Below are 8,225 nucleotides of genomic sequence, written 5' to 3' on the forward strand. Positions count from 1 at the left end.
CCTCAGGACAAGTGAAGCAATTGAGTTTTTATAATCCAGATAGCACCCAAGTTGGTGAAAATATATTAGCTAAATTTGATACAAATATTAACTTTATAGGCAAAACCATCAAAATTGATGTTAATTCTAATATTCAACAAGGCGAAATATTTTTTGATCCGATTTATGCACCAATTGAAAAATCAAAACCAATCAATATTGATATGCAGCTTAATTTAACAGGGACGCAATATAAACTGAATAAATTGAAATATCAGCATAAAAATGTAGTTCAATTTGATGCCAGCGGACAATTTGATTTTGGTAAGGTATTTAAAATTAATCAGTTCAAATTTGATATGCCGAAAACACCAATCCCCGCCTTATATAAAACCTATTTAGAATCTTGGGTTTCAGCGATATTGCAACGTGATTTAGTGACGACAGGGCTTGTCGATGTGCATTTAGATTGGGGAAAACGTGATATTTTATTTCAATCTGAATTGTCAAGTGTCAATATAGAAGATAAGAAAAAACTGTTTGGTTGGCAAGGTGTTGATGGATTTATTCAATGGCATAATCGTAAAAAAGACTATTCAACCGTATTACGCTGGAAAAAAGGCTATTTTTCTAAATTAACCTTGGGCAAAAGCCAATTATATATGGATGTGACAGGACAAAATGTGAAGCTCAAAGCCCCATTTCGTCAGCCTATTTTAGATGGTGCATTATTTATTGATACGCTTAAGGCTAAAAATGTAGGGCAAAATGATATGTTTATTGAGTTAGGCGGCTCATTGAAACCTATCAAGTTAGGCACATTAACAACCGCCTTTGGCGCACCTGCTTTAAATGGTCAAATTTCGGGCGTAATTCCAAAAATTACTTATAATTTGTCTAATCGGCATATCGACATTGGTGGTGCAATTTTGATTAAGGCCTTTGATGGCGAGGTGGTGATTCATAAATTACACATGGAGAAACCAATTAGCCGTTTACCTATCTTGACGGCGGATATTGATATTAAAAAGCTGAATCTAAAAACATTAACCAATATTACCGAATTTGGCGAAATGCAGGGGGAATTATCGGGCTATATCAAATCATTACGAATGTTAAAGTGGCAGCCTGTTGCATTTGATGTCTATGTTGGTACGCCGAGTGATAATAAATTACCGCGTCGGATCAGTCAGAAAGCAGTGCAGAATTTATCCAATTTAGGTAACGGCAGTGCAGTAGGGATGTTGTCACAAGGGGCGTTAAGTTTCTTTGAAAATTTCTCATATCAAACCATAGGTTGGGGTTGTCGATTAAAAGACAGCGTATGTGAAATGCGTGGAGCAGAAAAAACAGGTGAAGGCTATTACATTGTAAAAGGTGGTGGTTTACCAAGAATTGATGTGATTGGCTATAATCAGAAAGTAAACTGGCGGGATTTATTCAATCGTTTGAAAAATATATCTGATATTCAAGCGCCTGTCATTCGTTAGTTGATTAAACCTGTAAATAGAATAAATCAATTTTCAAGAATACAAAATAGGATGCAGCTTAGTCTTAATGTTAATATATAAAACCTTCACTCTTTTAATAATATCTGCGCTATGATGTACTTTAGCCGTAATTTTTGCCAAAATTAGATATAAATAAAAAATTTGTGGAGCATATATTTGAATAAGCGAGCATTGATTACAGGTGTGACGGGACAAGATGGGGCTTATCTCGCCGAATTTTTACTAAAAAAAGATTATGAAGTGCATGGGATTAAACGCCGCAGTTCCTCATTTAACACTGACCGTATTGACCATTTATATCAAGACCCACATGTAAAAAATCGCCACTTTATTTTACATTATGGGGATTTAACCGATTCATCAAACTTAATTCGAATTATTCAGCAAGTACAGCCTGATGAAATTTACAATCTTGCAGCACAAAGTCATGTCGCGGTTTCTTTTGAATCACCAGAATATACAGCCAATACCGATGCTTTAGGCACACTGCGCTTATTAGAAGCCATTCGGATTTTAGGCTTAGAAACTAAAACCAAGTTTTATCAAGCTTCAACTTCTGAATTATATGGCAAAGTACAACAAGTCCCCCAAACTGAAGCAACACCTTTTTATCCTCGTTCGCCGTATGCGGTGGCTAAATTATATGCATACTGGATTTGTGTAAACTACCGAGAAGCCTACAATATTTTTGCTTGCAATGGGATTTTATTCAATCATGAATCTCCAATCCGTGGTGAAACCTTTGTGACGCGGAAAATTACTCGGGCACTAGCTCGAATTAAATTAGGGATGCAAGATTGCTTATATTTAGGCAATTTAGATGCAAAACGTGATTGGGGTCATGCTAAAGATTATGTGGAAGTGCAGTGGTTAATGTTGCAACAAGATGAACCTGATGATTATGTGATTGCCACAGGTGAGCAGCATTCAATACGTGAATTTGTTAATTTAGCAGCTAAATATGTTGGCATCCAAATAAATTGGCAAGGCCAAGGCATTGATGAAAAAGGCTATGCTGATGAGCATTGTATTGTTGCGGTTGACCCGCGCTATTTCCGGCCAACAGAAGTGGAAACCCTATTGGGTGATGCAACAAAAGCCCGTATTCAATTAAATTGGACTCCTAAAATCAGCTTTGAATCCATGGTGCAAGAAATGATGGAAGAGGATGTAATGCTTGCACAACGCGATGAGCACTGCGAACAACACGGCTTTAAGACATTTAATCATCATGAATAAACACAGTAAAATTTATATTGCGGGTCACAACGGTCTGGTCGGTTCAGCTATTTTACACCATCTGCAAGCCCATGGTTTTGAACAGCTATTAGTACGCAGTCATGCAGAACTTGATTTGACCCGTCAGTCTGATGTTGAAGTTTTTTTTGCACAACAACAACCCAAATATGTTTTTTTAGCAGCGGCTAAAGTGGGTGGCATTCACGCTAATAATACTTATCCTGCTGATTTCATCCGAGACAATTTATTGATCCAAAATCATGTGATTGATGCAGCCTATCGTTTTAGGGTGAAAAAGCTGGCTTTTCTAGGTTCATCATGTATTTATCCTAAATTGACAACGCAACCGATGACCGAAGATAGTTTATTAACGGGTGAACTTGAGCCAACTAATGAATGGTATGCAGTGGCCAAAATTGCAGGGATTAAGCTGTGTCAAGCTTATCATAAACAATATGGATTCAACGCTATCTCATTGATGCCAACTAATTTATATGGACAAGGAGATAATTTCCATTTGGAAAATGCCCATGTATTGCCAGCCTTAATGCGGCGGTTTCATGAGGCCAAACAACAACATTTACCCGAAGTGAGTGTTTGGGGTTCTGGTACGCCACGTCGAGAGTTTTTGCATGTAGATGATTTAGCAACAGCCAGCATATTCTTGATGCACCATTATGATCGGCCAGAGATTATCAATGTAGGCACGGGTCATGAAGTGAGCATCAAAGCTTTGGCACAGCTGATTCAAAAAACGGTTGCTTATGAGGGAAAACTGACATTTGATAGCTCTAAACCTGACGGCACACCACGTAAATTATTGGATGTATCGAAATTACATCAATTAGGCTGGCAAGCACAAATCAGCTTAGAAGCAGGAATTAATCAGACTTATCAATGGTTTTTAAATAATCAGGATAAAATTAGAGTATAAGGTAGCCATAATAAGTGCTTTTGAAAAACAGTGTTCTGCTAGACATTTTATCTTGCAGACCCGTTTCACATTACAGAATCAGCTAAGCTCATCGTTTTTAGCTAGTAATTTATAAATACTCTGATCTCAGAGAGGCTGCACCGTTTTTTATATCACAATGAGTGCAGCCAATCATTTAAAATATGCGTTTTTACAAGCTAGTGTTGTTTGTGCTCTGCATGTTATTTTTTCACATACAGGGTACTTTTAACTCGACATTCACTGTTATCTAAAGCCAAGCGCATTGGCGTGGTTTTACGGCCTAAGCGTGACTCGAAAATTGCAGTATAAAACATCACACGTTTGACATAACGTCTTGTTTCATTGAATGGAATCATCTCCACCCATAAATCAACAGGCATACATTGACGCTCTTTTTTCCAGCGTACTGCACGCCCTGGCCCTGCATTATAAGCCGCCGTTGCTAACATATAATTACCATCAAACTTATCCAACATTTGACTCAAATAAGCTGTGCCCAAAGCAATATTATTATCTAATTTAAGAATATCCTTGGTTCTACGCAGTGGTAAGCCAATTTTACGTGCTACTAAACGACCTGTTGATGGCATCAATTGCATCAAGCCCATCGCACCTGCATGAGAATGCGCATCTTTAGCAAACGCACTTTCTTGGCGTACAATACCGTACATCCAAGCTAAATCTACATTTTGAGTTTTAGACTCTGTTTTTAAATTTTGCAAATAAGGCATCGGAAAACGCACATTTAAATCATCATAAGCTTTGGCCTTTGCCGCAGTAAAAATACCTAAATCATACCATTTCCAATGTCTTGCCAATGCAGAAGCAATCGCTTTATCTTTCTTATCCAAATGCTCAACTGCATAATTCCACGCACGACGAGAATTGGTTTTCATGCCCGCTTTTTTAAATTCATAGGCGCGTTTTATATTCGGATTTTGCTGGATTTTCTGCCATTGGGTACGTGTAAATGAAGTCGGTTTATGATAAACATGATAATTTTCCCCAATCCGATCAGAAGCAAGAAATCCGTAATAATCACGTTCTTTAGCCAATTTTTGATAGACTTTACGTGCTTTTGCAGATTGATTTTGCTGCTCTAAAGACCGCGCATACCAATATTGCCATTGTAATTTGTCTTGCATTGAGTCTGGTAAAGTTTCAATAAAGTCTGTCAACGCTTGCCAATGTTGTTGTTTTAACGCTAAATTCAGCCGTTTTTCATGCAATTTCTCAGTCACATAATTTTCATCAACCGCCGCCAACCAACGAAACGCACGGTCATGATCTTTTTTCAAACCAGCAAAGGCAAATTCTCGTTGCATCATACCTATTTGCGGCTCTGAAAAAGCATAACGCCGTTGAAATTTTTCCCATCGTGATGTGGCTAATTTAAAATTCTGCATCGCAAGACGTTTTAAACCATGGACGATAATATCGCGGCTCATTTTATTGTCAGGATAATTAAATTCTTCTAGTTTATTCAGAGGTTTATAATGTACTTGTGCCCATAATCCCATCCAGCCTTGTTGAGCTGTTGATAAACGTTTGCTTAAAGCTTGAGCGAGCTTGATTTGATTACTTTCCATGGCTAAATAAATCCGTTGCCACAGTAATTTGTCGTTAACTAAGTTATTTGAATATAAATAATCGAACAGAGGATCACACGCTTTAGGTTGAGATTTAGCAACCAACCATAATTGTTGAATTTGTTGTGTGATTTGTTTATTAGAACGGCCTGTTTGGATTAAGGCATTGAGTTGATGACATTGTAACGCGGTGGATTTTTGCGCTGTGTAGGCTTTTAAGTAGGTCGACCAGCGTTGATGTTTAGCAAGGTAATGTAGCCAATCTTTGCGTAATTTATTCCCTAAAGCCGAGTCTCCATAACGCCTAAGAAAGTGCAACATTTCTTGTTCAGTAGCGGATTTAACTCGACGCTTTAAATCTAAATAACTGAGATAAGAATATAAAGGATAACTTTGCAGTTGCTGAGAAAGTGTCAGAAAAGTATTAATATCTTTCTGTTGGTAAGCATCATGGGCTTGTAGAAATAATGCCCTCTGTTGTTGAATTGATGCAGCCGACACATTGCCAGCCAATAATCCTAATAATATCAAAATAATAAATTGCATGTTTCTCCCCTCTGATGGCGAAATGAGCCTATTTTTATATCGCAAATTATGTGCCCCATCAAAAGATAATTATCAGGCAACGCTGAACAATTATCAATTATTCTTATCAGTATAGAGCTTATAAGATGTTCAGCATACTGATTGATATTAATAAAATAACATCGGTTTTTCCTAATGATGAGATGGTTCGGACAGTGTTGTATTTAAAAATGACAGCAAAAACCTGCCCCATTTTAAATCACTATAATTTATAACATGTCGGTTTAAATCAGTTTAGAAAAAGGATAGGGATTAATCTTGGTTTGATACAGCAACTCAGTCATTTTGTCTGCATCAACAGGTGGGCTAAACAAATAGCCTTGAGCATATTCGCAGCCTTTCGCTTGTAAAAAATGGCTTTGGGCTCTGGTTTCAACGCCTTCTGCGACAACATCAAGTTGTAAACTGTGTGCCATTGCAATAATGGCATCAGTAATTGCCGCATCATCAGAATTAATACAAACATCTTTAACAAATGAACGATCAATTTTCAAAGTATTGACTGGGAAGCGTTTAAGATAACTGAGAGAGGAATAGCCCGTACCAAAATCATCAATCGCAATTTTCACTCCCATTTTTTGCAAACGGCTAAACGTGGCAAAACTGCCGTGTTTTTTATCTTGGTCATCTGTCATTAACATGCTTTCAGTTAATTCTAGCTCTAAATATTGTGGTGCAAGCCGACTCATCACCAGTATGTTTTCTATTGAAGAAAGTAAATCTGCTTGTTGGAATTGCCGCCCAGACATATTGACTGAAACACAAATAGGTTCAAAACCAGCTTGTTGCCATGCGTAATTTTGCTCACATGCGGTACGCAATACCCATCCCCCAACTTGAATAATTAAGCCCATTTCTTCTAATACAGGTACAAATTTGTCAGGGGTACGCAGACCTAATTCAGGATGTTGCCAACGTAATAAAGCTTCAACTCCAATAATTTGACCCGTATTCAAATCAATCTGCGGCTGATAATACAAGCGCATTTCATCTTGAAATAAAACTTTGCGTAACTGATTTTCTAAAATAAGCCGTTCAAATGAAACCACGTTCATTTCATTAGTAAAAAATTGGTAGGTATTTTTGCCTTGGGTTTTAGCGCGGGACATGGCTGTATCCGCATTATTAAGTAAAGTTAAGGCCTCTTTTCCGTCATTGGGATAGACGCTGATCCCAATACTGCCCGTGATGACAATTTCATGCTGGTTTAAATTAATCGGTTGGCTAATCCGTTCTAATAATTGTTGGGTTAATTCACCTACATCTTTGACAGGATTGTAAGATTCTAAAATAACAACAAATTCATCACCACCTAAGCGAGCGACTGACGCTTCTGAGGGAACGGATTGGGTTACACGATGGGCAATTTCACATAATAATTTGTCGCCTAATGCTGAACCAAATGAATCATTCACCATCTGGAATCCATCTAAATCAAAAGTTAAAACAATAATACTCTGTTGTTGCTTATTATGGGCTCGGCGAATCATTTGCCTAAGACGTTCTAATAATAAATTTCGATTGGGTAAACCTGTTAATACATCGTAATTCGCAAGATAAGCGAGTTGCTCTTCTGTTTCTACTAAGCGTCGATAACGGTTTAAACGGGTAATGGTACGGATACGCGCTCTTAATTCTGCCTTATCAAAAGGCTTACTCATAAAATCATCTGCACCGACTTCCAAACCTTTTAAACGGGATTCTCGATCATCCAATGCGGTTACCATCACCACGGGCAATTCTGCCAAACGGGGATTAGCCCGCAAATGCTGACATACCTGAAAGCCATCCATTTCTGGCATCATGACATCAAGTAACATCACATCAGGCATAAGCGATTGAGCTTTTTCCAACGCTTCCTCACCTGATTCAGCAAAAATAAGATTATAACCTTCTGATTCTAATAGAATTTTAACTGTATAACGTGAAACAATTTCATCATCAACAATCAAAATAATACTTTTATCTCGCTCAGGCGGGTTGGGTAACGTAGTCGACATTATTTACTATCTGGTTGGGTTAACATTTGTACTTTTTCATGTAAATCGGCACGGTTAAAAGGTTTACAAATTACATCATTTGCGCCGACATCTAAGCAACGTTGTTTGGCTGTTGGATCGTCCCAAGCGGTAATCATAACAATAGGTAAATCTTGCAATTGTGGATTCGCACGAATTTTACGGCATACAGCAAAACCATTCATACCGGGCATCATGACATCTAACAGTATGATATCAGGCTTCATAGCTTCGGCTTTGTCGATACCTTGTTCACCATTTTCTGCAAAAAATAAGTTATATTGTTCTGATTCTAACAAGGCCTCTATGGTATAACGAGAGACTATTTCGTCATCAACAATCAGAATAG

6 protein-coding genes are annotated in these 8,225 nt (G+C 37.7%); 3 read left to right on the plus strand and 3 right to left on the minus strand.

All coding sequences use genetic code 11. The features are described 5' to 3' along the window. The 3 genes from ABXH34_RS16125 to fcl all read left to right on the plus strand — a co-directional run. Positions 1-1,469 (plus strand): hypothetical protein (locus ABXH34_RS16125; protein ID WP_353572912.1); only part of this gene is annotated, 1,469 nt, incomplete at its 5' end. Between the two features lie 177 nt (positions 1,470-1,646). Then, entirely contained in the window at positions 1,647-2,729 is a 1,083-nt protein-coding gene (gene gmd, locus ABXH34_RS16130) for a GDP-mannose 4,6-dehydratase (protein WP_353572913.1), read from the plus strand. Further along, entirely contained in the window at positions 2,680-3,663 is a 984-nt protein-coding gene (fcl, locus tag ABXH34_RS16135; protein WP_353572914.1) for a GDP-L-fucose synthase, read from the plus strand. Before gmd ends, fcl begins: the two co-directional genes overlap by 50 nt. A gap of 221 nt (positions 3,664-3,884) precedes the next feature. Here the strand turns inward: fcl and ABXH34_RS16140 are convergent, their stop codons facing one another. The 3 genes from ABXH34_RS16140 to ABXH34_RS16150 form a co-directional block, all read right to left on the minus strand. Further along, a complete protein-coding gene (locus tag ABXH34_RS16140) occupies positions 3,885-5,819 on the minus strand; it encodes a transglycosylase SLT domain-containing protein (protein ID WP_353572915.1) in 1,935 nt (644 codons plus the stop codon). A gap of 263 nt (positions 5,820-6,082) precedes the next feature. After that, positions 6,083-7,858: an EAL domain-containing response regulator gene (locus ABXH34_RS16145; protein ID WP_353572916.1), complete on the minus strand. Its 1,776-nt coding sequence runs from the start codon at positions 7,856-7,858 to the stop codon at positions 6,083-6,085. Further along, the coding region (locus tag ABXH34_RS16150) for a response regulator (protein ID WP_353572917.1) at positions 7,858-8,225 on the minus strand (368 nt) is incomplete at its 5' end. The genes ABXH34_RS16145 and ABXH34_RS16150, both read right to left, overlap by 1 nt.

The sequence above is a fragment of the Candidatus Albibeggiatoa sp. nov. BB20 genome, from assembly GCA_016744725.1.
Taxonomy (GTDB): Bacteria; Pseudomonadota; Gammaproteobacteria; order Beggiatoales; family Beggiatoaceae; genus Albibeggiatoa.

Excerpts from the sequence above, each read along its gene's own strand:
- fcl (WP_353572914.1), top strand. The coding sequence starts at position 2,680 with ATGAGCACTGCGAACAACACGGCTTTAAGACATTTAATCATCATGAAT.
- ABXH34_RS16140 (WP_353572915.1), bottom strand. The coding sequence starts at position 5,819 with ATGCAATTTATTATTTTGATATTATTAGGATTATTGGCTGGCAATGTG.
- ABXH34_RS16145 (WP_353572916.1), bottom strand. The coding sequence starts at position 7,858 with ATGTCGACTACGTTACCCAACCCGCCTGAGCGAGATAAAAGTATTATT.